Raw genomic sequence first — 25,229 nt, forward strand, 5'->3', positions numbered from 1 at the left:
TCGACTGGATCAAGCCCTTCACCAAGGTTGAAAACGTCTCCTTCGCGCCCGGCAACATCTCGATCAAATGGTTCGAGGACGGCGAGCTGAACGTCGCCTGGAACTGCATCGACCGCCATCTGGAGACGCGCGGCGACCAGACCGCGATCATCTGGGAGGGCGACGATCCCTCCGAGTCCAAGCACATCACCTACCGCGAGCTGCACGACGAAGTCTGCAAGATGGCCAACATCCTGCGCACAAGGAACGTCGAGAAGGGCGACCGCGTCACGATCTATCTGCCGATGATTCCGGAGGCCGCCTACGCGATGCTGGCCTGTGCGCGGATCGGCGCCATTCACTCGGTGGTGTTCGGCGGCTTCTCGCCCGACAGCCTCGCCCAGCGCATCAAGGACTGCGAATCCAAGGTGATCATCACCGCCGACGAAGGCCTGCGCGGCGGCAAGAAGGTGCCGCTGAAGGCCAATGTCGACGCGGCCATTGCCAAGAGCGGCGGCGTCGACTGGGTCGTCGTGGTGAAGCGCACTGGTGGTGCGATCGATATGAACCCGACGCGCGACCTCTGGTATCACGAGGCCGCCGAGATGGTGACCTCGGAGTGCCCGTGCGAGCCAATGAACGCGGAGGATCCGCTGTTCATTCTCTACACGTCAGGCTCGACCGGTACGCCGAAGGGCGTGCTGCACACCTCCGCCGGCTATCTCGTGTTCGCCTCGATGACGCATCAATACGTCTTCGACTATCACGACGGCGACATCTACTGGTGCACCGCCGATGTCGGCTGGGTCACCGGCCACAGCTACATCCTCTACGGGCCGCTCGCGAATGGCGCGACCACGCTGATGTTCGAGGGCGTGCCGAATTACCCGGACAACTCCCGTTTCTGGAACGTGATCGACAAGCACAAGGTCAACATCTTCTACACCGCGCCGACCGCGATCCGCGCGCTGATGCAGTTCGGCGACGATCCCGTGAAGAAGACCTCGCGCAAATCGCTGCGGCTGCTCGGCTCGGTCGGCGAGCCGATCAATCCGGAAGCCTGGGAATGGTATCATCGCGTGGTCGGCGACGAGCGCTGCCCGATCGTCGACACCTGGTGGCAGACCGAGACCGGCGGCATTTTGATTACGCCGCTGCCCGGCGCAACCAAACTCAAGCCGGGCTCGGCAACCCGGCCGTTCTTCGGCGTGGTGCCCGAAATCGTCGATGCCGACGGCAAGGTGCTGGACGGCGAGACCTCCGGCAACCTCTGCATCGCAAAATCCTGGCCGGGCCAGATGCGCACGGTCTATGGCGATCATGCCCGGTTCGAGCAGACCTATTTCTCGACCTACAAGGGCAAGTACTTCACCGGCGACGGCTGCCGCCGCGACGCCGACGGCTATTACTGGATCACCGGCCGGGTCGACGACGTCATCAACGTCTCCGGCCACCGCATGGGCACCGCCGAGGTCGAGAGTTCGCTGGTCGCCAATCCCGCAGTCTCGGAAGCCGCCGTGGTCGGCTACCCCCACGACATCAAGGGCCAGGGCATCTACGCCTATGTCACCCTGATGAAGGGCACCGAGCCGTCCGAGGCGCTGCGCAAGGAGCTGGTCGCCTGGGTCCGCAAGGACATCGGGCCGATCGCCTCGCCGGACCTGATCCAGTTCGCGCCCGGCCTGCCGAAGACCCGCTCCGGCAAGATCATGCGCCGTATCCTGCGCAAGATCGCCGAGGACGAGCCGTCGACCCTCGGCGACACCTCGACGCTGGCCGATCCGGCCGTGGTCGACGATCTCGTGCAGAACCGGCAGAACAAGAAGGGTTAGCTGGCGTAATCGACGCCGGGTAATTTCGGAAGCAGATGCAGGGGCCGCGCGCGATGACCGCCGCGGCCCCTGACTTTTCAAGGTTGGCACGTCACGGGATTGTCAGAGGCAAGGCGGCTCTGCGGCGCGTTTGTGGCCAAGTGTTGTTTTCAAGTCATTTACTTTAATCCCAACATTTCCTTTCCTCCCGTCATCAGGACGCGTCTCGCGACCGGTTTGGAAACCATCCGGTTAAGACACGCAGTTAACATTGCGTGCGTGAGACCAGCAGGCCCGGCTTTTCAGGGGTCTGTAGCTTCGTTTTTAGGCTCCCACAGGGAGCCGTTGGGAAGTGGAGAAGGTTGATGTCGATGAGGATCGCGGTGGCGTTGGCTGCCACCATCGGGGCGGGTGTCTTGATGTCGTCGGCGGCGCAAGCGCGGCCTGAAATGGTCGGGCTTCACGCCGACAATTATTCGCCGGGCACCATCGTCGTGAAAACCAACGAACGGCGGCTCTATCTGATCGTCGATTCCGGCCACGCGATGCGGTACCCGGTCGGCGTCGGCAAGTCCGGCAAGCAGTGGGCCGGCACCACCCGCATCGACGGCAAATACACCAATCCCGCCTGGTCACCGCCCGCCGAGGTGAAGCGCGACAAGCCGAACATGCCGAACGTGATCCCCGGCGGCTCGCCGCACAATCCGATGGGCGTGGCGGCAATGACGCTGGCCGGCGGCGAATATGCGATCCACGGCACCAACATGCCGGGCTCGGTCGGTGGCTTCGTGTCCTACGGCTGCATCCGCATGCTGAACACCGACATCACCGATCTCTATCAGCGTGTCTCGGTCGGCACGACCGTCGTCGTCACCCGCTGATCTCACAAGTATCGCAAAGAAGAGCCGCGCATCCGCGCGGCTTTTTTGTTGATGGCGTCGCTTAGCGCGTCGCGTTCGCGCACCAGCTGCCGCGGTGACCGCCATTGTAGGCACGCGCGTGGCCCGATGCGAGCAGCGCGGCCGAGACGTTGTCGGTCTTGCCAGTCACGACGTCGGCGACGACACGCCCCTGATATTTGTCGGGGCCGATATTGTAGATCGCGACACCACCCTGGCCGAGCAGATCGCGCAGCGCTGACGTCGCCGCTTGCGCCATCTCAAGCTCCTGCGGGCAGGAGGCCTTCAGCTCCGGCGCATCGATGCCGCGCAAGCGGACATGGGTGATCGGGGTAAAGCCCTCGCTCACATGTATCAGCGCCTCGAAGGTGTCGCCGTCGATCGTCCTGATCACGTCGACGGGATGCCGGACATCCGGCGCCCCGGCACGCTGCCAGATCGCGTCGGTATCGTGAGACCGGCTGTCGGACCAGTGCGGCAGTGGCCAGTGCACCCACTGACGAATCGGCCGCATCGTCGCGGCGGCCACGCCGAGCACGAACAGCCATGGCAGCGCGGCCGCGGCGCGGCGGCCCCAGGGTGAACGGCCGAACGGCAGTCGCCGCGAGCCACGATGAGTATTTATTCTTTCATCTGGGGACATATTCCCAATTGCACCCGAGTCGGCTCGTCAGGAAAGGCCTCAAAAGTCCGACGCGATGCCCTTGGTTTCCCAGTCGCCGTAGCGAGTCGGTTCCGGACCTTTCGGTCCCTGGAATTCCTTCGGCCGCGCCGCAGCGTCCTGACCGGCAGCCTCCTCGGCGGCCTTGCGCCGCTCTGCGGCCTCGGCGAGCGCGCGCTGCGCGGCCGGCGTCAGCGGCTTGCGCGGGGCGGGTTCCGGTGGCGACGACAATTTTTCAGACATAGCAGGTCTCTTTGGCAGAGCTCTTTGGCAAAACTTTCCGGACGCGTGTCTCGTACTTCAAGGTCGGCTCATCGACGGCATGACGATCGCAAGATACCGCCTGATGATTCTTACATTTGGCATATTCGCATGCCACAGGTGTTTGCAAGTCACGGGCATGAGCCGAATGTAACCTCAGCACCTTCAAAGATATTACCGCTCCATGCCTCCTTCAAGATTTGCAGCTCCCACAGAAGTGCCCGGCCTCGCGGCACGCCGGATCGCGGCCGACATTCTCGACGGCGTCCTGCACAAGCATCGCACGCTCGACGACCAGCTCGACGGCGCCGGCGCGCATCCCGGCCTGAAGTCGCTGGCCGATCGCGACCGCGCACTGATGCGCCGTCTGGTGTCGACCATCCTGCGCCGTCTCGGTACGCTTGGCCATGTGCTCTCGCGCCTGCTCAACCGCGGCGTTCCGACCGACGCACCGCGGGCACAGAGCGCGCTTCTGATTGGCGCGGCACAGATTCTCTGGATGGACGTGCCCGATCACGCTGCGGTCGATCTCTCGGTGCGGCTGGTGCAGTCGGACCGGCGCGCCGCGAAATATGCCGGGCTGGTCAATGCCGTGTTGCGCCGCTGCGCGCGTGAGGGCCAGGGGCTGATCGACGAAGTCAAGATGCAGACCCTCGATCTGCCGCCATGGATGATGGCGCGCTGGACCGCGCATTATGGCGAGGCGACCGCGCGCGACATGGCGCTCGCGCTCGGCCACGAGCCGTCGCTCGATCTCACGGTGAAGGCGGATGCGCCGCAATGGGCAACCCGGCTGCATGGCGAGACGCTGCCGACCGGAACCGTGCGCACGCTGCTGCAGGGCTCGGTGATGATGCTGCCGGGTTTTTCGGAAGGCCAATGGTGGGTGCAAGACGCCGCCGCCGCGCTGCCCGTGCGCCTGTTCGGCGACGTCAAGGACAAGGCGATCGCCGACCTCTGCGCGGCGCCCGGCGGCAAGACCGCCCAGCTTGCGCTCGCTGGCGCCCGCGTCACCGCCATCGACCGGTCGCCGGCGCGCGTGGCGCGGCTGCGCGACAATCTCACGCGCCTCGCGCTGCAGGCTGATACCGTCATGACCGACGCGGCCGAGTGGTCCGCGGAAGCCGAAAGTTTCGACGGCATCCTGGTCGATGCGCCCTGCAGCTCGACCGGAACCATCCGGCGCCACCCCGACGTCGCCTGGCTGCGGCAGGAGGCCGACATCGCCGCACTGTCCGGATTGCAGAAGCGGCTGCTGCAAAAGGCTGTTGCCCTGCTGAAACCCGGCGGCACGCTGGTTTATTGCACCTGCTCGCTGGAGCCGGAGGAAGGCGAGCAGGCGATATCAGCGCTGCTGGCCTCCGAATCAGGCCTGCGGCGTGCGCCGGTTGAGACAGGCGAGGTTGCCGGCCTCGCCGACATCATCACCGCCGACGGCGATTTGCGCACCCTGCCCTGCCATTTGCCCCATGAAGACCCCAGGCTGGGCGGGCTGGATGGATTTTACGCGGCAAGACTGGTTAAGTCCGCTGGTTAAATCCTGATTTTAAACTTGAATTTTCTAAGCTCCGGCTGATTCGCGCGGTTTCAAGAGGGTGTCTTGGGCGCGTTTCCGGATTAGATATGGATTCGCTGAAAATCTCCTCCCCACAAGGTTAGGCGTGTCGGTCGCTCAAAGCAGACGCATCTCGACGCTGATTGCTGGCCGTTTCGCGCGCAGCCTGATCGCACGCGCCAGCGGCAGCACGGTTGCGCTGTCGCGGCTGTGGCCCGGCCGGACCGACCGGCTGATCATCGCCCCGCACGACCTGCGGACCGCGGACGCCACCCGTGCCGCCGAAATCTATGCCGGCCGATTCGTGTTCGCGGGCAAGATCGTCACCTGCCACGGACGCTCGATCTTCGATCTCGAGCCGCCATCGGAAGATTGGGAAGCGGCGCTGCTCGGTTTCGGCTGGCTGCGCCATTTGCGCGCTGCCGACACCGCGCTGACCCGCGCCAACGCCCGCTCGCTGGTCGACGACTGGATCTCCAACCAGGCGCGCCGGCGGCCGCTGGAACGCCGCGCCGATGTCCGCGCGCGGCGCGTGATCTCGCTGTTGTCGCAGGCGCCGCTGGTGCTCGGCGACACCGACGGAAAATTCTACCGCAAATATCTGCGCGGGCTGGCGCGCGAGATTCGCTATCTGCGCTACTCGACGCTCGACAATGACGGCGTTCCACGCCTGCAGGTGCTGATCGCGCTGTGCTACGCCGCGCTCTGCCTCGCCAACCAGGCGAAGAGCATCCGCGCAGCCTCGAAAAGACTCTCCGACGAATTGCAGCGCCAGATCCTGCCGGATGGCGGCCATATCTCGCGCAATCCCGGCGCGCTGGTCGAACTGCTCAGCGATATGCTGCCGCTGCGGCAGACTTTTGCCGCGCGCAACATCGCGCCGCCGCCGGCGCTGCTGAACGCGATCGACCGCATGATGCCGATGATGCGCTTCTTCCGTCACGGCGACGGCAGCTTCGCGCTTTTCAACGGCATGAGCACCGCGCCATCAGATCTGGTCGCGACATTGCTCGCCTATGACGACACCCACGGCGTGCCGATGGCGAGCATGCCGCATAGCGGCTTCCAGCGGCTCGACGCGGCTGCTGCGACCGTGATCATCGACACTGGCCCGCCGCCGCCGGCGAGCGTCAGCCAGGACGCGCATGCCGGTTGCCTGTCGTTCGAGTTCTCCTCCGGTCCCAGCCGCATCGTCGTCAATTGCGGCATGCCGGCCACCGGGCGCGACAATTGGCGGCCGTTCGCGCGCTCCACCGCGGCGCATTCGACGCTGACCTATCATGAGGCCTCGTCGTGCCAATTCGTCGAGCTGTCGGCGATGAAACGGCTGCTGCGCGGCGCGCCGATCACCAGCGGTCCTAACAATGTCGAGCACTACCGCGAGGCCGTCGCCGATGGCGACATGCTGACCACCTCGCATGACGGCTATCTCGCCCGCTTCGGTGTGATCCATCGCCGTGTGCTGATGGTCTCTCACGACGGCACGCGGCTGGAAGGCGAGGACTCGCTGACGCCGGCGCCGGGCGGCCGCATCAAGGGCGAATCCGACTTTGCGCTGCGCTTTCATTTGCACCCGTCGGTGAAGGCAAGCCGGCTGTCGGATGCGCGCGGCGTCATGCTGGTGCTGCCGAACCGCGACGTCTGGACCTTCGAGGCGCTCGACGACAAGGTCGATCTCGAGGACAGCGTGTTCCTGGCCGGCAATGACGGCCCGCGCCGGACCTCCCAGATTGTGATCCGCCAGGACGCGCGGCAGGCCTCGTCGCTGCGCTGGAGTTTTGTGCGTTCCTCGACCTCAGCCACCGCCACCAATGCCCGCCGCAACGCCCGCCGCGAGCCGGAACTGCCGCTGTAGGACAAAGCATCCGGTCGCTGAACGTACCGTCACCCTGAGGAGCGCGAAGCGCGTCTCGAAGGGTCGACGGCCACCAGCCGGGCCGATTCATCCTTCGAGACGCCCTGCGGGCTCCTCAGGATGACGGGGGATGGGTGTGGCGCGCCGGAAATTTGCGCCCAATCACAGCCAATTTCCGGGGGAATCAACCCCCTGCACCGGTTTCGCACCCTGCCAAACCATGCTACCCGGCTGCCTTAACAGCCAGGGATTTCCGATATGACCGAACAGCTTCGCCGCGTGACCCGCGCTCTGTTGTCCGTTTCCGACAAGACCGGACTGATCGACTTCGCCAGGGCGTTGGCCGAGCATGGCGTCGAGCTGGTCTCGACCGGCGGCACCGCCAAGGCGATTGCGGCGGCCGGGCTGAAGGTCAAGGACGTCTCCGAGCTGACCGGTTTCCCCGAGATGATGGACGGCCGGGTCAAGACGCTGCATCCCAAGGTCCATGGCGGCCTGCTCGCGATCCGCGACAACAAGGAGCACGCATCCGCGATGGCCTCGCACGGCATCGCGCCGATCGATCTCCTGGTCGTCAACCTCTATCCGTTCGAGGCGACGGTCGACAAAGGCGCCGGCTTCGAGGAGTGCATCGAGAACATCGATATCGGCGGCCCCGCGATGATCCGCGCCGCGGCAAAGAACCATGACGACGTCGCCGTCGTGGTCGATCCAGAAGACTACGGCCTGATTACGAAGTCTCTCGAGACTTTCAATGGCGCCACGCCTCTGGACGTGCGACGTCACCTGGCCGCGAAGGCATATGCGCGAACCGCAACCTACGACGCCGCGATTTCAAACTGGTTTGCGGCCCAACTCGAGGACCCCCGCACACCGCGCAACCCGCCGGATTTCCGCGCTTTCGGCGGCCGGCTGATCCAGTCGTTGCGCTATGGCGAGAATCCACACCAGACCGCAGCGTTCTATGCCACGCCGCAGAAGCGGCCGGGCGTCGCCACCGCGCGGCAATTGCAGGGCAAGGAGTTGTCCTACAACAACATCAACGACACCGACGCGGCCTATGAATGCGTCGGCGAGTTCGACCCGAAGCGGACGGCGGCCTGCGTTATCGTCAAGCACGCCAATCCCTGCGGCGTCGCCGAGGGCCCCGATCTCGCCACCGCCTATCGCAGCGCGCTCGCCTGCGACTCGACGTCGGCCTATGGCGGCATCATCGCGGTCAACCGCACGCTCGATGCGGAGGCCGCGCGCGCCATCATCGGCATTTTCACCGAGGTGATCATCGCGCCCGATGCCACCGACGAGGCGATCGCGATCATCGCTGGACGGCGCAATCTGCGCCTGCTGCTCGCCGGCGGACTGCCCGATCCGCGTGCGGTCGGTCTCACCGCCAAGACGGTTGCCGGCGGCCTGCTGGTGCAGAGCCGCGACAATGCCGTGGTCGAGGACATGGACATCAAGGTCGCGACCAGGCGCGCGCCGACCGAGGCCGAGCTGCGCGATCTCAAATTCGCCTTCCGGGTGGCCAAGCACGTGAAGTCGAACACCATCATCTACGCCAAGGATCTCGCGACCGTCGGCGTCGGCGCCGGCCAGATGAGCCGGGTCGATTCCGCCCGCATCGCCGCGCGCAAGGCGCTGGATGCGGCGGCCGAGCTGAAGCTCGCCGAGCCTTTGACCAAGGGTTCGGTGGTCGCCTCCGACGCCTTCTTCCCGTTCGCCGACGGCATGCTCGCCTGCATCGAGGCCGGCGCCACCGCGGTGATCCAGCCCGGTGGCTCGATGCGCGACGACGAGGTGATCAAGGCCGCCGACGAGCACGGCATCGCCATGGTGTTCACCGGCGTGCGGCATTTCCGGCATTAACGTCATTCCGGGGCGCGCGAAGCTCGAACCCGGAATCCATTCATCCGCGGCACGATGGATTCCGGGTTCATCGCTACGCGATGCCCCGGAATGACCGCGGTTAGTTGCTTCTGACCCGCGCAAGCAGCACCAAGCCCACCACGAAAAACACCACCAGCACCGCCATGCCGGCCTTCTGGCTCGCGGTCACAGCGGTGATCGCGCCAATCAGCAGCGGGCCGATAAACGACGTCACCTTCCCGGTCAGCGCGAACAGCCCAAAGTACTGCGCGATGCGATCCTTCGGCGCGAGACGGATCAAAAGTGTGCGCGAGGCCGCCTGCAGTGGCCCGCCGGCAGCACCGATCAGGCAGCCAAGCACGACATAGGCGCGCTCCGCAGCACCGGCGAACAGCGGGCCGCCTGGCACGGGCGGCGCGACCGGCACGAACAAGATCGAATCCTTGTTCACAGTGAGAATCGCGATGACGGCGAACAACAGGATCGACATGCTGCCCATGATCACGCGCTTCGGTCCCAGCGCATCATCCAGCCGGCCGCCGAGCCACGCGCCGAACGTACCGGCGATTGCCAGGATGATGCCGAAGGTGCCGATGCGGATCGTGTCCCAGCCGAACGTGCCAGCCGCATAGATGCCGCCGAAGGCGAACAGCGAGACCAGCCCATCGGTGTAGATCATGTTCGCCAGCAGGAACCGGGCCAGCGATTTCTGCTTCGGCAACTCGGCCAGCGACTGCCGGAGCTCGCGCAAACCTTCGCCCATCGCCGCGCGCATCGGAAGCTTGGCCGGATAATCCGTCGTGAACAGGAACATCGGCGCCACGAAGATGATAAACCAAAGTCCCGTCAGCGGCCCGGTGATGCGGTCGCCCTGATGCGTGACGGGATCGAGGCCGAACAACGGAGTGAATCCGAACAGCGTGCGGCCGGTCTCGGCATTGGCGGCGAGGAAGCCGAGCACCAGCACAAGGCTCACTATGCCGCCGACATAACCGGTGGCCCAGCCGGTGCCGGAGAGGCGCCCGATTTTCTCCGGCGGCACAAGTGTGGGCATCATCGCATTGTTGAAGACGGTCGCGAATTCGACGCCGACGCTCGCGATCGCATAGGCGAGCAGCAGCGCAGGAATCACGCCGGGATCACCGGGCTTGCCGATCCACATTGCGCTGGCGCCGATGACGAGCAGCGCGCCAAAACCCGCGATCCACGGCTTGCGGCGGCCGCTGGCATCGGCAATCGCGCCCAGCACCGGCGACAGCAGCGCAATCGCGAGTCCGGCGGCGGCCGTGGCAAAGCCCCACAGCGCCTGCCCGCTCGCCGGGTCCGGTGCGACGAAGCTTGCGAAATAGGGCGCGAAGACGAAGGTCGTGATCAGCGTGAAATAGGGCTGCGCGGCCCAGTCGAAGAAAATCCAGCTGATGACGGCGGCGCGGCCCGGATAGGTCTTCGTGTCAGCAGCGCCCGTCTGTCCCGTCGCCGTCATTGCCAAAAATATCCTCACGTCGAATCACGAACAGGCGTTTTGCCTCGCCGACGCGTTCCCATATAGCATGAGCTTGTCTTGCGAATGTCACATCGGCGATGAACGGGCGGGAGTTTCGATGGCGCTGACAGCAACGATGTCACGACGGCTGTTTGCCGCGCTCCTGGTGATCGGTCTCTTCGCGCCGGCGCTTGGCCAGGAGCAGCGCCGCTTCTACACGCCGCCGGCCGCTGATGCTATTCACAGCATTCCCGCCGAACACGGCATGGTGGTGGCGCAGGAGAAGCTTGCCGCGCGCATCGGCGCCGACATCCTGCGCCAGGGCGGCAACGCGGTCGACGCCGCAGTCGCGACCGGCTTTGCGATGGCGGTGACCTATCCGCGCGCCGGCAATATCGGCGGCGGCGGCTTCATGGTGATCCATCTTGCCGAGCATGACGCGAACATCGCGATCGACTATCGCGAGACCGCACCGCAAGCCGCCACACGCGACATGTTCTTAGGCGCCGACGGCAAGCCCGATCCCGACAAGTCGCGCAATTCCGCGCTCGGCATCGGCGTGCCCGGCACCGTGGCGGGATTGGCGCTGGCGCTGGAGAGATACGGCTCCGGCCAATTCACGCTGGCCCAGATCCTGAAACCCGCGATCGATCTGGCGCGCGACGGCTTCATCATCACCGACGACACATCAGATACGCTGGGAGACATGTATCGCCGCATGTCGCGCTGGCCGGGTACGGCCAAGACCTTTTCCCATGCCGACGGCACGCCGCTGCACGAAGGCGACCGCCTGGTCCAGAGCGATCTCGCCGCAACGCTGACGGCGATTTCCGAACAGGGTCCGCGCGGCTTCTACGAGGGCGCGGTCGCCGAGAAGCTCGTCAAGGGCATCGGAAATGCCGGCGGCATCATCGGCGTCGACGACCTGAAATCCTATCAGGCTGTCATTCGCACCCCGGTGCGCGGGACCTATCGCGGCTACGACATCGTCTCGATGCCGCAGCCTTCCTCCGGCGGCATCGTGCTGCTGGAGATCCTCAACATTATCGAAGGTTTCCCGATGTCCGACATGAAGCAAGGCTCGGCGGCCTCGCTACATGCGATGATCGAGGCGATGAAGCGCGCCTATGCCGATCGTGCGCGCTATCTTGGCGATCCCGCCTTCGTCGACGCGCCAACGCAATTGTTGATCTCGAAGGACTACGCCGCCAAGCAGCGTGCGACCATCGATCTTATCCGCGCCACACCCTGGACCGACATCCAGAATGCGAAGCCGCCGCACGAGGGCAGCAACACCACGCACTATTCCGTTGTCGACTCCAGCGGCAACGCCGTCAGCAATACCTACACGCTCAACTTCCCCTATGGCGTCGGCCTCGTTGCCGACGGCACCGGCGTGCTGCTCAACAACGAGCTCGACGATTTCACCGCAGCACCGGGTGCCTCCAACGCCTTCGGCCTGGTCGGTTTCGAGGCCAATCTGCCCGGACCCGGCAAGCGGCCGCTGTCGTCGATGGCGCCGACCATCGTGCTGAAGGCGGGCCGTCCGGTGCTGGTGACGGGCACGCCCGGCGGCAGCCGCATCATCTCGGCGGTGACGCAGATCATCGTCGACGTCATCGACTACAGGATGGATATCGCCGCTGCGGTCGCGGCGCCACGGGTGCATCACCAATGGCTGCCCGACGAGGTCCGGATCGAGCGCGGCTTTCCGGACGATGTGCTCGTCGAATTGAAGGCCAAGGGCCACACGCTGGTCGAGCCGCTCGGCTATTCCTCGGCCAATTCGATTGCGGTGACGCCCAACGGCCTGCTCGGCGCGCCCGACCCGCGCACGCGCGGCTCGGAGGCCGCGGGGCAGTGAACCGTGGGTGGGCACGGCGCAAATGCGCCTTTGCCCGCCCACCAGCATCGCGCTAGGTTGCTCACTTCCGCGCAAGTCCGGCCGCGGAGTGCAAAAAGCCGGTGACACGTTTCTCCGGGGGAACGCATGAGCACGGCCGAGTCCAAGCCGATCGAGGTCGCCGAGATCGAGGACACCAGTCTCCTCGCCTTCTACCGCGACATGAATCTGCCGGAGCGGCGCACGTTCTGGGCCTGCGCGTCGGGCTGGACGCTCGACGGCATGGACTTCATGATCTATCCGCTCGTGATCGGCACCATCATCACATTGTGGAAGGTCGACCCCGGCACCGCGGGGCTCGCCGGCACCGTGACGCTGTTGGCCTCCGCTGTCGGCGGCTGGCTCGGCGGCTATCTCGCCGACCGCATCGGCCGGGTGAAGACGCTGCAGCTCACCATCGCCTGGTTCTCGGTGTTTTCGCTGGTCTGCGCCGTCGTGCAGAACTTCGATCAGCTGTTGATTGCCCGCGCGCTGCTCGGCTTGGGCTTCGGCGGCGAATGGGCGGCCGGTGCGGTGCTGATCGGCGAGGCGATCCGGCCGCAATATCGCGGACGCGCGGTCGGTTCGGTGCAATCCGGATGGGCGATCGGCTGGGGCCTTGCAGTGCTGGCCCAGGCGATCCTGTTCTCTTACCTGCCGGCGGAGAACGCATGGCGCTGGATGTTCGTGATCGGCGCATTGCCGGCGCTGCTGGTGTTCTATCTCCGCCGCTACGTCAAGGAGCCGGAGATATCGGCCGCGACAATGGCGCAGCAGCAAGCGTCCGGGACCGGCCCCGCCTCGCTGTTGGAAATTTTTCAGGGGCCGATCCTGAAGACAACGCTGCTGGCGTCGCTGGTCGGAACCGGCATGCAGGGCGGTTATTACGCGATCACCTTCTGGGTGCCGCGCTTCCTCACCACTGAGCGCCATCTCTCGGTGGTCGGCTCGACCGGCTATCTTGCAACGCTGATCATCGGCTCGTTCATTGGCTATCTCGTCGGCGCCTGGCTCGCCGACCGCATCGGCCGGCGCAATCTGTTCCTGATCTTCTCGCTCGGCGCCATCGCCATCGTGCTGCTCTACACCCAGCTGCCGCTCTCCAATGAAGTGCTGTGGGTGCTGGGCTTCCCGCTCGGCTTCTTCGCCTCGGGCTATTTCTCCGGCATGGGCGCGTTCCTCACCGAGCTCTATCCGACGCGGCTGCGCGGCTCCGGCCAGGGCTTTTGCTACAATTTCGGCCGCGGCATCGGCGCGCTGTTCCCGTTCCTGGTCGGCGCACTGTCGACCACCACCACGCTCGCAAACGCGATCGCGATCTTCGCGGTGGCAGCCTATGGCCTGTTCTTCGTCGCCGCCTACGCGCTGCCGGAGACCCGCGGCCGCGTGCTGCATGCCGGTGGGTGATTTATCGCGGTCGCGCGACGAGCGCGCCGCTTGCTTTGCTTCGCCTCTCCCCTTGTGGGAGAGGCCGGATTGCATCGCGAGATGCAATCCGGGTGAGGGGTATCTCTCCGCGCATTACGCCGCATGGAGAGATACCCCTCACCCCCAACCCTCTCCCACAGAGGGAGCCATCGTGTCGTGCGTCCCTAACCATAGAGGAGCCAGCAGATGACATCCCTCAAAGGCAAGACGCTGTTCATCTCGGGTGCGAGCCGCGGCATCGGGCTGGCGATTGCGCTTCGTGCCGCGCGCGACGGCGCCAATGTCGCGATCGCGGCGAAGACCGCCGAGCCGCATCCGAAGCTGAAAGGCACGATCTACACCGCGGCCGACGAGGTCCGCGCCGCCGGCGGCAAGGCGCTGCCTGTCGTTTGCGATATCAGGGATGAGGCGCAGGTGATGGCGGCGATCGAACAGACCGTCGCAGCGTTCGGCGGCATCGACATCTGCGTCAACAATGCCAGTGCCATCAGCCTGACCAACTCGCAGGCGACGGACATGAAGCGGTTCGACCTGATGATGGGAATCAACACGCGCGGCACCTTCATGGTGTCGAAATACTGCATCCCCCATCTGAAGAAGGCGCCGAATCCACACATCCTGATGCTGTCGCCGCCGCTCGACATGAAGACGAAATGGTTCGAGCACTCGACCGCCTATACGATGGCGAAATTCGGCATGAGCATGTGCGTGCTCGGGTTGGCCGGCGAGCTGAAATCCGCCGGTATCGCCGTCAACGCACTGTGGCCGCGCACCACGATCGCGACCGCTGCGGTCGGTAATCTGCTCGGCGGCGACGCGATGATGCGCGTGAGCCGCACGCCTGACATCATGGCCGATGCGGCCCATGCGATCTTCACCCGGCCATCGCGCGAATTCACCGGACACTTCTGCATCGACGACAAGGTGCTCTACGCCAACGGAGTGCGTGACTTCGAGCGTTATCGCGTCGACCCGTCGTTACAGCTGATGTCGGATTTCTTCGTGCCTGATGACGACGTGCCGCCGCCCGGCGTCACCGTGCAGCCGCTGCCGTCGCGCTAGACCGCGGACGCGTTCAACTCCGCGCGCCAGTGCTGCAGGCGTTCCTTGAGCAGCCGATCGCGCACATAGGCCAGTTCCTCGTCCTCGATGCGCTCGAGCGTTTCGAGCGAAAGGCTCGCTTCGCCATGCGCCGACCAGGCGCGCTGCAACTCCACGTTCCGATGATTGCCCATGCGCAGCGAGAACCAGATGCGATTCTGGATCTTCTCGATATCGAGCGCTTGCCCAACCCAGACCTCGCCGGTCGCGCGGCAGCGGACCGCGAAGATACCGGCGACGCTCGCGCGCTTCTTGTAGTCGGCAATGGCAAGCTTTCGGGCGTCGGTGTTCACAGCGGCTCCTCCGGATCTGGCGCCATAGTTATATCCGGGTATTATTGACACCGCAATTAAATCCGGGTAAAACTAGCCAAATCGAAATCCGGTCGAGCTGTCGCGATGACTCAAGATTTATCGGCCGACCTGATACGGCCCGCCCTTCTCCAGCGCGCGCGCATAGGCCGGGCGTGCGTGAATGCGCGAAAGGAATGCGACGCATTTCGGATGGCCGTCCTCGAGCCCGCCGCGCGCCGAGGCCGCTTCGAGCGGAAAGCTCATCTGGATGTCGGCGCCGGAAAATTCATTGCCGGCGAACCACTCGCTCTTGCCGAGCTCGCCCTCCCAATAGGCCATGTGCTGCTTGATCTGCGGATTGACCAGCGTGGTGAGCGCCTGATTGGAGACCTTGCGCACCAGCGGCCGCAGCAGCGCCGGCGCGCGCTTCGGCATCAGCGTGAACAACAGCTTCAACAGCAGCGGCGTCATCGCCGATCCCTCGGCATAGTGCAGCCAATAGGTGTAGCGCAGCCGTTCCGGCGTATCAGCCGGTGGAATCAGGCGGCCATTGCCGTAGGTACCGATGATGTATTCGAGGATCGCACCGGATTCCGCGACCGTGTTGCCATTGTCGGTGATCACAGGCGACTTGCCGAGCGGATGGATCGCGCGCAGCTCCTTCGGCGCCCGCATGTCGGGCTGCCGCTGATATCGCACGATCTCGTAGGGCACGCCCAATTCCTCGAGCAGCCACAGCACGCGCTGCGAGCGGGAATTGTTGAGATGATGAACGGTCAGCATTGGCGTCCCCTGGTCTGTCGCGGCCTCGATCGGCCGGGCAATATATCGAGCAACCGTCGAGGTCCGCAATGAACCCAGCCTATGTCGCCTTCGAGGGCGAGCGCTGCATCGCGGCAGGGGATCTCATCGAGGTCGCCCGCGCCGCCAGGCAACTGCTCGATCAGCGCAAGGACGCGGCGATCCTTGTGTTCAACGGCCGCACTTCAGCCCTGGTCGACATCGATTTCCGCGGCTCGATCGATGACGTGCTGGCGCGCCTGCCGAAGCCGAAAGCCCCTGTGGAAGAGGAGCAAGCCGTGCCCCCTGCGCCGCGCGGCCCCGGTCGCCCAAAGCTCGGCGTCGTCGCGCGCGAGATCACGCTGTTGCCGCGGCATTGGGACTGGCTGGCGCAGCAGAAGGGCGGCGCATCGGTCGCGATCCGCAAATTAATCGACGAGGCACGGCGCAACAGCGGCGACAAGGACCGCACGCGCCTCGCCCAGGACGCCGCCTACCGCTTCATGACGACGATGGCCGGCAACCGGCCGCATTACGAGGATGCGATCCGCGCCCTCTTCGCACACGACCGCCGGCGCTTTGTGACATTGATCGCCGACTGGCCGGCCGACATTCGCGACCATGCGATCGGGCTCGCCTACAGCGATCAAGCGGACTAGCTCCGCACAACCTCATTCCTGGAATCTGAACGTGTCCACCATCCCATCTCTTCGGAAGGCATTCCTGCTCTTCCTCGCACCGATGTTGCTGAGCAACATCCTCCAATCCTTGTTCGGCACCATCAATGGCGTCTATCTCGGCCAGATGATCGGGGTCGACGCGCTCGCGGCCGCGTCGGTGTTCTTCCCGGTGATGTTCTTCTTCATCTCCTTCGTCATCGGATTGAGCGCAGGCGCCTCCGTCATGATCGGCCAGGCCTGGGGTGCCCGCGAGCCCGAGAGGGTGAAGGCGGTCGCAGGCACGACCATGACCGTGACGCTGTTGCTGGCGCTGGCAATCGCGATCTTCGGTGGTCTGTTCACGCGTCCGCTCCTGATCGCGCTGGCCACGCCGTCCGACGTCCTCGACGCGGCGGTGTCCTATGCGCGGATCATGATGATCTTCATGCCGGTCACCTTCGCGTTCCTGCTGCTCGCGGCGATGATGCGCGGCGTCGGCGACACCGTGACACCGCTGATCGCGCTGACGGTCTCGACGATCGTCGGCCTCGTGGTGACCCCGGCCCTGATCCGCGGCTGGTTCGGCCTGCCCATGATCGGCGTGGCCAGTGCGGCTGTCGCCTCTGCGGTCTCGGGCGTGGTCACGCTGCTGTGGTTGCATGTCTACATGTTGCGGCGTCGGCACCCACTTGCGTTCGACACCGCATTCCTGCGCGCGATGCGGCCCAACGCTGCGCTGCTGCGGATCGTGCTGCGGCTCGGCATTCCGACCGCGATCGGCATGGTCGTGGTCTCGCTCGCCGAGCTGGTGTTGCTTGGCCTCGTCAACGGCTTTGGCTCCAACGCCACCGCCGCCTACGGCGCGGTCAACCAGGTGATCAGCTATGTGCAGTTTCCGGCGATCTCGATCGCGATCTCGGTGTCGATCTTCGGCGCGCAGGCGATCGGCCGCGGCGATTCCGGCCGGATCGGCGCCATCGTCAGGACCGGGTTGGAGATGAATCTCGCGCTGACCGGCGGACTGGTCGTGCTCGGCTATCTGTTTGCACATCCCCTGATGGGTTTCTTCATCGTCGACAGCGCAGTGCTCGCGCTGGCCGAAGGGCTGCTGCACATCGTGCTTTGGAGCATCGTTCTGTTCGGCATGGCGACGGTGTTTTCCGGCGCGATGCGCGCCGGCGGCACGGTGTGGATGCCGCTGTTGATCTCGATCCTGGCGATCACGCTGGTCGAGGTACCGGTCGCGACCCTGCTCAGCCGTACGATCGGCATCCAGGGCGTCTGGATCGCCTATCCGGTCACGTTTGCAACCATGTTCGTTTTGCAGATGGCCTATTACGGACTGGTATGGCGCAAGCAAACAATCACGCGGCTGATTTGACATCGCGCGCCGCGCCTCACATGATGATTATCATATTCTAGTGATGGCACCTGCGACAGCAGACCCATGCTGAGCAAGCCCATCCTAAACGAGCCTAAGGGAGCACTGCCGTGAGCCAGAATCCGGAATTCCTGTTTGATTTCGGCAGCCCCAATGCTTTCCTGAGCCATGAAGCGATCCCGGCGATCGAAAAGCGCACCGGCGTCAAATTCGAGTATGTCCCGATCCTGCTTGGCGGCATCTTCAAGGCCACCAACAACAAGTCGCCGGCCGAGACGCTCGCCGGCGTCAAGAACAAACCCGAGTTCCAGAAAATCGAGACCGAGCGCTTCATCAAGCGCTTCAACGTGAAGCCTTACATCTGGAACCCGTTCTTCCCGGTCAACACGCTGAACCTGATGCGGGCTGCGGTCGCCGCCCAGCTCGAAGGCGTCTTCGAAAACTACATCGAGGCGGCGTTCCACCATATGTGGGTCGAGCCAAAGAAGATGGACGATCCGGAAGTGGCCGCCAAAGCCTTGAACGCCTCGGGCCTTGATGGGGCCAAACTGCTCGCCCGCGGACAGGAAGCCGAGGTCAAGGCCAAGCTGATCGCATACACCCAGTCCGCCGTGGAGCGCGGCGCATTCGGCTCGCCGACCTTCTTCGTCGGAACGGAGATCTTCTTCGGCAAGGAGCAGCTGCGCGAGGTCGAGGAAATGGTGTCGGAAAAGTGAGATGAGCGAATAGTGTATAGCGAGTAGCGAATGGTGCGCTGCCGTCTATATCTATTCGCTATTCGCCATTCGCCCCCTGGCAGCGAACAACAAAGAAGGACTAAATCCCATGCGCGTTCTCGTGGTCGGTGCCGGTGCAATCGGCGGTTACTTTGGCGGCCGGATGCTTCAAGCCGGCCGCGATGTCACCTTTTTGGTGCGGCCCAAACGCGCGTCCGAGCTGGCGACGGCCGGTCTCGTCATCAAGAGCCCGAACGGCGACGTCACGCTGAAGAACCCGCCGACCGTGCAGGCCGACAAGTTGTCGGAAAAGTTCGACGTCGTGCTGTTGAGCTGCAAGGCGTTCGATCTCGAGGATGCGATCAAGTCGTTTGCTCCCGCGGTCGGCGACAACACCGCGATCATTCCGCTGCTCAACGGCATGCTGCATCTCGACGCGCTGGACCAGAAATTCGGCAGCCCCCGCGTGCTCGGCGGGCTCTGCGCGATTGCGGCGACGCTGAACGAGGCGCGCGAGGTGGTGCAACTGCAGCCGATGCAGTCGCTGACGTTCGGCGAACGCGCGGGCGGCATGTCGGATCGGGTGCGTGCGATCGCAGAGACGTTCTCCTGCATCAATGGCGCGGCCGCAAGCGAGCACGTGATGCAGGATATGTGGGAGAAGTGGGTGTTCCTGGCCTCGCTCGCTGCCTCCACCAGCCTGATGCGAACGTCAGTGGGCAACATCCTGGCCGCGCCCGGCGGCAAGGATTTCCTGCTCGGCATCCTCGAGGAATGCAGCGCGATCGCCGGCGCCGCGGGCCACTTGCCCGGCGGCCCGTTCTTCCAGCGCACCCGCGGACTGCTGACCACCGAAGGCTCGCCGATGACGGCCTCAATGTTCCGCGACATCAAGGGTGGCCTGCCTGTTGAAGCCGATCACGTGATCGGCGACCTGATCGTGCGTGCCGATGCCGCGAAGATCCCGGTGCCGAAGCTGCGCACTGCGTATACCCATCTCAAGGCGTATGAGAAGCAGCGGGGATGACTTCCACCCTCCCCTGGAGGGGGAGGGTCGGCTCACATGAGCGTAGCGGAATGTGAGACGGGGTGGGGTGATCTCTCAACACGGGCAGCGATCGCGTGGAGAGACTGTCACCCCACCTCGCCGCTCATTGCATTCGCGTCGATCCTCCCCCTCCAGGGGAGGATAAGAAAGGATCGCTGCACGGGCTACGCAGCGCTTTTGCGGCTACAGATGCGAGAGATAATGCGCGAGCGCCGTGATCTCTTCATCGCTCAGCGGATAAGCCACGTCGGCCATCGCGGCCTGGGCGCCGCCGGAGCGGACGCCCGACTTGTAGTCGTGCAGCGCCTTGACGAGATATTCCTCGCGCTGGCCGGCGATGCGCGCCACGGCCTTGATGCCGACGAACGTATCGGTGTGGCATGAGGCGCAACGGCGGCCGGCGGCGGCCTGCTTGCCCTTCTCCGACAGATCCGGATTGTCGTCCTTGGTGCCCTTGAACGGCGGCAGTGCAGCGAAATAGGCGCCGAGATCGCGGATGTCCTCGTTGGTGAGCTGCTCGACGATCGGCTGCATCTGCTCGTTCTTGCGCGCGCCGGCGCGGAAGAACACCAGCTGCCACTGGATGAACTGATCGAGCTGGCCCGCGAGCGAGGGAATGTTCTCGGTCTGCGAGAGGCCGTTCTCGCCGTGGCAGCCGGAGCAAACCTCGGCCTTCTCCTTGACGGCAGCGGTATCCGCAGCCCGCGTCGGGCCAACTGCGAACACCAGGAGTGCGCCGAGCAAGGCACGCGATACGAATCGATTAAGCATGAGACAGCGCTTTCGCGAGGAGGTCACTTTGCGGGATGCGCACCGGCGCAGGCCCGGACTCCATAACCTTATTCGTGGTTGCCGGTTCCGGGCTCGCTATTTGCGCATGCGAGCGAAGCCAAAAAGCATGAGGCTGCGGCCGCCTTGTCGGCCACCGCAGCCTCACCTGGATTCAGGCGCTACTTCTTGCTGTAGCTGATGCGATAGATCGCACCGGCCCAGTCGTCGGCGACGAGGATCGAACCGTCCTTGTCGAGCACGATATCAGCGGGGCGGCCAAGATAGCCCTGGTCACCCTGGATCCAGCCGTCCGCGAAGATCTCCTGCTTGGCATTCTTGCCTTCGGGGCTCGCGGTGATGCGCACGATGCGGCCGCCCTGGTACTTATGCCGGTTCCAGGAGCCGTGCTCGGCGATCAGGATGCTGTTCTTGTACTCAGCCGGGAACTGGCTGCCGGTATAGAACTTCATGCCGAGCGGAGCCACGTGGGCGCCGAGATTGTACACCGGAGGAGTGAACTCCGAGCACTTGTGACCCATCGCGAACTTGGTGTCCGGCAAATTGCCCTGGTGGCAATAAGGATAGCCGAAATGCTCACCCATCTTGGTGATGATGTTGAGCTTGTCGCTGGGCAGATCATCGCTGATCCAGTCGCGCGCATTTTCGGTGAACCAGTACTTGCCGGTGCGCGGATCGACGTCGCCGCCGACGCTGTTGCGAACGCCGAGCGCATAAACCTCGGCATTGCCGGTCTTCGGATCGACGCGGCGGATCTGCGACACGCTGGTGGGCGGGATGCCGACGTTGAAGGGCGGGCCGAACGGAATGAAGAACCAGCCTTCCTTGTCGACGGCGATGTATTTCCAGCCATGCGCCGCATAGGACGGCATGTCGTCATACACCACCTTGCCCTCGCCGAGCTTGTCGAGATTGGCTTCGGCGTTCTCATACTTGATCAGCTTGTCGACGGCGATGACGTAGAGCGAGCCATCCTGGAAGGTGAGGCCGGTGGGCATGTTCAGCCCCTTGAGGACCGTCTTGACCTCTTTCTTGCCGTTGTTGTCCTTGATCGCATAAACGTTGCCGAGGCCGAACGAGCCGACGAACAGCGTCCCCTTGTCGCCCCACGCCATCTGGCGCGCGGCAAGCACATTCGAGGCATAGACCTCGATCTTGAAGCCCGCCGGCAGCTTGATCTTCTTCATCATGGTGGCGAGTTCGGCGTCGGAGGCGCCGGTCGGCGGGCCGGACGGCGGCGCAAGGCCCTTCTGTGCTTCGGTTTCGTCGCCGAGGAACCAGTCATCCGGCGGATGGGTCCAGAATTCCTTGGTGCCTGATTCGTATTTCTTCAGCGCACGGCTCTTGTCCGCCGCAGTTTGCGCACTGGCGAAGGTTGACCCCGCCAGCAGTGCGATCGTTGCGATCGCAAGTATTGATCGATTGAAAGCCGATTTCATCGCGTCACTCCCCTAAGCAAGCCGTTGCAGCTTGCAGCTATTATTGATTTTGAACGCCCTGAGAGATGATTGTGGCGGTCTGCGAGGTAGGTCAGACAGCAAAATGGTAGCACATCCAACGCCGGTGAGAAGCGCATGCATCGTGGTGCGCTGCAGTCAAAAGAAATTGAGACGAAATTTTCCTGCGCGCGATGTGCAAGAGAAAGAGGCAATCGCGCTGCAGCGCAATATTCGCACGAAGTAAACGGTTGCAGATTGGCGATGCATCGCGCGTGAGTTGGAGGCTGCAAGGAAATTTGTAAGGAAATTTGTCACATGCGCATTTTCGTGACGGGGGGTACGGGCACGATCGGCTCCGCCGTGGTGCGGGAACTGATCGCCCGCAGCCATCTTGTGTTCGCGCTGGCGCGCTCGGATGAAGCGGCAACCAGGCTTGCCGGTTGGGGGGCTATTCCGGTCGGTGGCGACATGACCGCGCCCGAGCAATGGACAGCAACACTCCCCGATATCGACACCTTCGTTCATGCGGCCTGTGATTTCTCGCCTCAGATGGAGACGATCGAACGTCGTTTGCTCGACGTGTTGCTGCCTGCGCTGGCGAGCCAGCCGCGTGACATTCGCTTCATTTACACCGGTGGCTGCTGGCTGTTCGGCGCGACCGGCGAAGCCATCGCCACTGAAGACACACCGTTTCGCCCCCTGCCCGCCTTTGCCTGGATGATCGCGCATCTGCAGCGCGTCATGGCCGCGCCCGGGATCCACGGCATCGTCATTCATCCCGCAATGGTCTACGAACCTGCGGGCGGCGTCTTCAGCCGCTTCGCGCGCGAGGCGAGCGAAGCTCGCGCGGTCCGCGTCGTTGCGAGTGAAGCCGTTCGCTGGCCGCTGGTGCATAGCGAGGACCTTGCCGTGCTCTATGCACTGGCACTCGCGCACGCGCCGGCGGGGTCAAGCTATATCGGCGCCGCGATCGAAGGCTGGCAGGTCGGACGCATCGCACGCGCCTTCGCAAGACAATCTGGCGGACCAGAAGACCCGGCGATCGTCTCCCCCGACGCGATTGCGGCTGAACTCGGTGATTGGGCCAAGGGCTACGCGCTCGATCAACGCCTGAGCGGCGCAAAGGCGCGGCGCGACCTCGGCTGGCGGCCGACGCATCTCGATCCCGAGGCAGAGATCGAAGCCCTCGCCTGAAAAACAAAAAGCCCGCATCGAATGGCGGGCCTTCATCAAACTGTCAGCTCGGTCAGCGAGAAAATCTGGAGCGGGCGAAGGGGCTCGAACCCTCGACCCCGACCTTGGCAAGGTCGTGCTCTACCACTGAGCTACACCCGCATCCGAGATGGCGGCGATCGCTCGCCGACAACGGCAGACCTATGCCAAATGCTGTCTGTGAATGCAACACAAGAGCACGGTCCGTTGCAGTCGAAATAGCCTGAATTCCTTAAAAATTGTGCTCGAAACGGCCCGAAACTGGGCCACCTGAAAATTTCTCCGCCTTGTCGCAGGGAAAAGGGCGCAAACCCACCCGATCCCCGGTGGAACCGGCTCTCCGGCAGACGATTGAATTTTGTCTTCTGACCGCCATTTAGCCTGACAGAACGGCTGAACCGGCCGCTCGGGGCGTGCTAGAACGCCCCAGGATTTTTTCGACCCTCATAAGACCAGGCGAGGACAATTTGACAATCATGGAGCAGGGCGGCCCCACGCCCCAGGCAGCGCCCGATCTGATCAAGGAAACGACGACCCAGACCTTCGTCAAGGACGTCATCGAGGAATCGCGCCATCAGCCGGTCATGATCGACTTCTGGGCGCCCTGGTGCGGTCCCTGCCGCCAGCTGACGCCGATGCTGGAAAAGGCGGTCCGCAACGCCAAGGGCCGGGTCAAGCTGGTCAAGATGAACATCGACGACCATCCGCAGATCCCCGGCCAGATGGGTATCCAGTCGATCCCGGCCGTGATCGCCTTCGTCAACGGCCAGCCCGCCGACGGCTTCATGGGCGCGGTGCCGGAAAGCCAGATCAACGCCTTCATCGAGAAGATCACCAAGGGCGTACCCGCATCCGGTGAGCCTGATCTCGCCGAGATCCTGACCGAGGCCGATGCCGTGCTCGCCGAAGGCGATGCCGCCGCGGCCGCGCAGATCTATGCCGAGGTACTGGCGCATGACGCGACCAACATCCCGGCACTCGCCGGCCTCGCCAAATGCTATGTCACGACAGGCGCGGTCGAACAGGCCAAGCAGACGCTGGCGATGGTTCCCGAATCCAAGCGCAACGACGCCGCGGTGAAGGCCGTGCAGGCCGCGATCGATCTCGCCGAACAGGCGCAGTCGGTCGGTCCGGTCGCGGAGCTGGAACAGAAAGTCGCCGCAAACCCGCTGGATCATCAGGCCCGATTCGATCTCGCGACCGCGCTGAATGCGATGGGCAATCGCGTTGAGGCGACCGAGCAGCTGCTCGCCATCGTCAAGCGCGACCGCAAGTGGAACGACGACGGCGCGCGCAAGCAGCTGGTGCAGTTCTTCGAAGCGTGGGGCGGCACCGATGAGGCAACCGTCGAGGGACGCAAGCGGTTGTCGATCGTCCTGTTCTCCTGAAGCGCCAAGAGACGCGCTAAAGCGCAAAGAGACCTCGCCACCAACATCACCGGGACCGCAGATGCCGATCAATGCCGAATATCGCGGACCCGGCGAACTTCCCGAAGTGATCGCGGTGTTCCCGCTGCCCGGCGCGCTGCTGCTGCCGCGCGGCCAGATGCCGCTCAACATCTTCGAGCCGCGTTATCTGGCGATGGTCGACGACGCATTGCGCGACGGCCACCGCCTGATCGGGATGATCCAGCCCGATGCGACGCATTCGCGCAGTGAGGCAAGACCGGCACTGTTCAGTATCGGCTGCGTCGGCCGCATCACCCAGCTCGCCGAATCCGGCGACGGCCGCTACGTCCTCGAACTCACCGGCGTCGCGCGCTTCAAGGTGGTCGAGGAGCTGACCGTGCTGACGCCGTATCGCCAGTGCAAGGTCGACTTCTTCTCCTTCATCGGCGACTTCACCGCGCGCAAGGGCGAAGAGGCGGTCGACCGCGACGGGCTGCTCGAGGTGCTCCGCGACTTCCTCAAGGCCAACAATCTGAAGGTCGATTGGGAAGGCATCGAGGCCGCGCCCAACGAGGCGCTGGTCAACGCGCTCGCGATGATGTCGCCCTATGGTTCGGCCGAAAAGCAGGCGCTGCTCGAAGCGCCGGACCTGAAGACGCGCGCCGAAATCCTGATCGCGGTCACCGAGATGGATCTCGCCAGGAAACGCACCAGCGGCGATCCGCCGCTGCAATAGTGCATCG

At 64.3% G+C, this 25,229-nt stretch carries 22 protein-coding genes and 1 tRNA gene; 15 read left to right on the forward strand and 8 right to left on the reverse strand.

Translation table 11 applies throughout. The annotated features are described in order from the left end of the window. Nucleotides 1-1,811 (forward strand): acetate--CoA ligase (acs, locus tag UP09_RS16160; protein ID WP_044539232.1); only part of this gene is annotated, 1,811 nt, incomplete at its 5' end. Between the two features lie 344 nt (nucleotides 1,812-2,155). Next, nucleotides 2,156-2,671, forward strand: a complete 516-nt coding sequence (locus tag UP09_RS16165; RefSeq protein WP_044539233.1) for a L,D-transpeptidase — start codon at nucleotides 2,156-2,158, stop codon at nucleotides 2,669-2,671. A 61-nt stretch (nucleotides 2,672-2,732) separates the two neighbouring features. Here the strand turns inward: UP09_RS16165 and UP09_RS16170 are convergent, their stop codons facing one another. Together UP09_RS16170 and UP09_RS16175 are read right to left on the reverse strand one after the other, a co-directional pair. Continuing rightward, the gene (locus UP09_RS16170) at nucleotides 2,733-3,332 is read right to left on the reverse strand and encodes a thermonuclease family protein (RefSeq protein ID WP_197082680.1); all 600 of its coding nucleotides are present in this window, start codon (nucleotides 3,330-3,332) and stop codon (nucleotides 2,733-2,735) included. Nucleotides 3,333-3,371: 39 nt separating this feature from the next. Further along, on the reverse strand, nucleotides 3,372-3,593 hold the full coding sequence (locus UP09_RS16175) for a DUF1674 domain-containing protein (protein ID WP_044539234.1): 222 nt from the start codon (nucleotides 3,591-3,593) through the stop codon (nucleotides 3,372-3,374). Nucleotides 3,594-3,795: 202 nt separating this feature from the next. Between UP09_RS16175 and UP09_RS16180 the strand changes: the two genes are divergently transcribed. From UP09_RS16180 to purH, 3 genes are all read left to right on the forward strand, one after another. Next, nucleotides 3,796-5,148 carry an RsmB/NOP family class I SAM-dependent RNA methyltransferase gene (locus UP09_RS16180; RefSeq protein ID WP_044539235.1) on the forward strand — a complete coding sequence of 451 codons (1,353 nt, stop codon included), beginning with the start codon at nucleotides 3,796-3,798 and terminating at the stop codon, nucleotides 5,146-5,148. A 124-nt stretch (nucleotides 5,149-5,272) separates the two neighbouring features. Beyond that, complete coding sequence (locus tag UP09_RS16185) at nucleotides 5,273-7,021, forward strand: heparinase II/III family protein (RefSeq protein WP_156164635.1); 1,749 nt, start codon at nucleotides 5,273-5,275, stop codon at nucleotides 7,019-7,021. A gap of 258 nt (nucleotides 7,022-7,279) precedes the next feature. Further along, on the forward strand, nucleotides 7,280-8,887 hold the full coding sequence (purH, locus tag UP09_RS16190; protein WP_044539236.1) for a bifunctional phosphoribosylaminoimidazolecarboxamide formyltransferase/IMP cyclohydrolase: 1,608 nt from the start codon (nucleotides 7,280-7,282) through the stop codon (nucleotides 8,885-8,887). A gap of 100 nt (nucleotides 8,888-8,987) precedes the next feature. Here purH and UP09_RS16195 read toward each other — a convergent pair whose 3' ends face one another. Continuing rightward, the gene (locus UP09_RS16195; RefSeq protein WP_044539237.1) at nucleotides 8,988-10,370 is read right to left on the reverse strand and encodes an MFS transporter; all 1,383 of its coding nucleotides are present in this window, start codon (nucleotides 10,368-10,370) and stop codon (nucleotides 8,988-8,990) included. Nucleotides 10,371-10,488: 118 nt separating this feature from the next. Here UP09_RS16195 and ggt point away from each other — a divergent pair, with 118 nt between their 5' ends. The 3 genes from ggt (at nucleotide 10,489) to UP09_RS16210 (ending at nucleotide 14,742) form a co-directional block, all read left to right on the forward strand. Next, nucleotides 10,489-12,234: a gamma-glutamyltransferase gene (gene ggt / locus UP09_RS16200; protein ID WP_044539238.1), complete on the forward strand. Its 1,746-nt coding sequence runs from the start codon at nucleotides 10,489-10,491 to the stop codon at nucleotides 12,232-12,234. 126 nt (nucleotides 12,235-12,360) lie between these two features. Next, complete coding sequence (locus tag UP09_RS16205) at nucleotides 12,361-13,659, forward strand: MFS transporter (RefSeq protein WP_044539240.1); 1,299 nt, start codon at nucleotides 12,361-12,363, stop codon at nucleotides 13,657-13,659. 207 nt (nucleotides 13,660-13,866) lie between these two features. Beyond that, complete coding sequence (locus UP09_RS16210; RefSeq protein ID WP_044539241.1) at nucleotides 13,867-14,742, forward strand: SDR family oxidoreductase; 876 nt, start codon at nucleotides 13,867-13,869, stop codon at nucleotides 14,740-14,742. On the opposite strand, the gene UP09_RS16215 is transcribed toward UP09_RS16210, so the two are convergent. Both UP09_RS16215 and UP09_RS16220 read right to left on the reverse strand, forming a co-directional pair. Further along, nucleotides 14,739-15,074 carry a GIY-YIG nuclease family protein gene (locus UP09_RS16215; RefSeq protein WP_044539242.1) on the reverse strand — a complete coding sequence of 112 codons (336 nt, stop codon included), beginning with the start codon at nucleotides 15,072-15,074 and terminating at the stop codon, nucleotides 14,739-14,741. The genes UP09_RS16210 and UP09_RS16215 overlap by 4 nt on opposite strands. 117 nt (nucleotides 15,075-15,191) lie before the next feature. Beyond that, nucleotides 15,192-15,857 (reverse strand): glutathione S-transferase family protein, encoded by a 666-nt coding sequence (locus UP09_RS16220; protein ID WP_044539243.1) that lies wholly within the window; start codon nucleotides 15,855-15,857, stop codon nucleotides 15,192-15,194. Nucleotides 15,858-15,925: 68 nt separating this feature from the next. On the opposite strand from UP09_RS16220, the gene UP09_RS16225 reads away from it, so the two are divergent. The 4 genes from UP09_RS16225 to panE all read left to right on the forward strand — a co-directional run bounded on the left by UP09_RS16225 (nucleotide 15,926) and on the right by panE (nucleotide 19,637). Beyond that, nucleotides 15,926-16,513 (forward strand): DUF2239 family protein, encoded by a 588-nt coding sequence (locus tag UP09_RS16225; RefSeq protein WP_044539244.1) that lies wholly within the window; start codon nucleotides 15,926-15,928, stop codon nucleotides 16,511-16,513. 31 nt (nucleotides 16,514-16,544) lie between these two features. Further along, nucleotides 16,545-17,894 carry an MATE family efflux transporter gene (locus tag UP09_RS16230; RefSeq protein ID WP_502689056.1) on the forward strand — a complete coding sequence of 450 codons (1,350 nt, stop codon included), beginning with the start codon at nucleotides 16,545-16,547 and terminating at the stop codon, nucleotides 17,892-17,894. Between the two features lie 110 nt (nucleotides 17,895-18,004). Beyond that, nucleotides 18,005-18,610 carry a 2-hydroxychromene-2-carboxylate isomerase gene (locus UP09_RS16235; RefSeq protein WP_044539247.1) on the forward strand — a complete coding sequence of 202 codons (606 nt, stop codon included), beginning with the start codon at nucleotides 18,005-18,007 and terminating at the stop codon, nucleotides 18,608-18,610. A 109-nt stretch (nucleotides 18,611-18,719) separates the two neighbouring features. Next, nucleotides 18,720-19,637, forward strand: coding sequence for a 2-dehydropantoate 2-reductase (gene panE / locus UP09_RS16240; RefSeq protein WP_044539248.1), 918 nt, complete (start codon nucleotides 18,720-18,722; stop codon nucleotides 19,635-19,637). Between the two features lie 204 nt (nucleotides 19,638-19,841). Here the strand turns inward: panE and UP09_RS16245 are convergent, their stop codons facing one another. After that, the gene (locus UP09_RS16245) at nucleotides 19,842-20,429 is read right to left on the reverse strand and encodes a c-type cytochrome (RefSeq protein WP_044539249.1); all 588 of its coding nucleotides are present in this window, start codon (nucleotides 20,427-20,429) and stop codon (nucleotides 19,842-19,844) included. A gap of 179 nt (nucleotides 20,430-20,608) precedes the next feature. Beyond that, nucleotides 20,609-21,886 carry a PQQ-dependent sugar dehydrogenase gene (locus UP09_RS16250; protein WP_044539250.1) on the reverse strand — a complete coding sequence of 426 codons (1,278 nt, stop codon included), beginning with the start codon at nucleotides 21,884-21,886 and terminating at the stop codon, nucleotides 20,609-20,611. A gap of 315 nt (nucleotides 21,887-22,201) precedes the next feature. Here UP09_RS16250 and UP09_RS16255 point away from each other — a divergent pair, with 315 nt between their 5' ends. Next, on the forward strand, nucleotides 22,202-23,080 hold the full coding sequence (locus UP09_RS16255) for an NAD-dependent epimerase/dehydratase family protein (protein WP_044539251.1): 879 nt from the start codon (nucleotides 22,202-22,204) through the stop codon (nucleotides 23,078-23,080). A gap of 66 nt (nucleotides 23,081-23,146) precedes the next feature. Here the strand turns inward: UP09_RS16255 and UP09_RS16260 are convergent. Continuing rightward, nucleotides 23,147-23,221, reverse strand: a tRNA-Gly gene (locus tag UP09_RS16260). Between the two features lie 344 nt (nucleotides 23,222-23,565). Between UP09_RS16260 and trxA the strand changes: the two genes are divergently transcribed. Both trxA and UP09_RS16270 read left to right on the forward strand, forming a co-directional pair. Beyond that, nucleotides 23,566-24,486, forward strand: coding sequence for a thioredoxin (gene trxA, locus UP09_RS16265; protein ID WP_044539252.1), 921 nt, complete (start codon nucleotides 23,566-23,568; stop codon nucleotides 24,484-24,486). A 61-nt stretch (nucleotides 24,487-24,547) separates the two neighbouring features. Beyond that, on the forward strand, nucleotides 24,548-25,222 hold the full coding sequence (locus UP09_RS16270; RefSeq protein ID WP_044539253.1) for an LON peptidase substrate-binding domain-containing protein: 675 nt from the start codon (nucleotides 24,548-24,550) through the stop codon (nucleotides 25,220-25,222). The last annotated feature ends 7 nt before the right edge of the window (nucleotides 25,223-25,229 follow it).

Source organism: Bradyrhizobium sp. LTSP885, from assembly GCF_000938305.1.
GTDB lineage: Bacteria > Pseudomonadota > Alphaproteobacteria > Rhizobiales > Xanthobacteraceae > Bradyrhizobium.